Annotated in this window: 1 protein-coding gene; it reads left to right on the forward strand. The window is 66.9% G+C overall.

Features of this window, described 5'->3' with window-relative positions; all coding sequences use genetic code 11:
* Positions 1-3 precede the first annotated feature (3 nt).
* A partial coding sequence (locus J5M58_RS26870; RefSeq protein ID WP_207880427.1) for a DUF4880 domain-containing protein occupies positions 4-456 on the forward strand: 453 nt, incomplete at its 3' end.

Consider the following 456-nt stretch of genomic DNA (forward strand, 5'->3'; position numbering starts at 1 on the left):
GCTGTGGATATTAAGACACTCGAAGCGGCTGCGACCTGGTACGTGCAGCTCAATGACGGTGATGCCGACACTGCCCGGACCCAGGCCTGGCAGGCATGGCTGGCCGCAAGCCCTGCGCCTGCCGAAGCCTGGTCGCGGGTGGAGAAACTCCAACGCCAGTGGTCAACGGTGCCGCGCCAGGCTGCGCTGGCAGGCCTGGGCGCGGCTCAGGCGCAACGCCGCGAAGTGCTCAAGGTACTGGGACTGCTGCTGGCGGTCGGTGGCGGTACCTGGTTGGCCAGCGAACAGGTGCAGTGTCGCGCCCTGCTCGCTCAGCAGCGCACCGGCAGCGGAGAGCGGCGCTCACTGCGCCTGGACGACGGTTCGCAACTGGAGCTGAACGTCGACACCGCACTTGACGTGCACTTCGACGCCCACGTGCGGGCGATCCAGTTGTATCGCGGCGAGATCCTTATC

The sequence above is a fragment of the Pseudomonas sp. 32_A genome (assembly GCF_017490905.1).
Lineage (GTDB): Bacteria > Pseudomonadota > Gammaproteobacteria > Pseudomonadales > Pseudomonadaceae > Aquipseudomonas > Aquipseudomonas inefficax.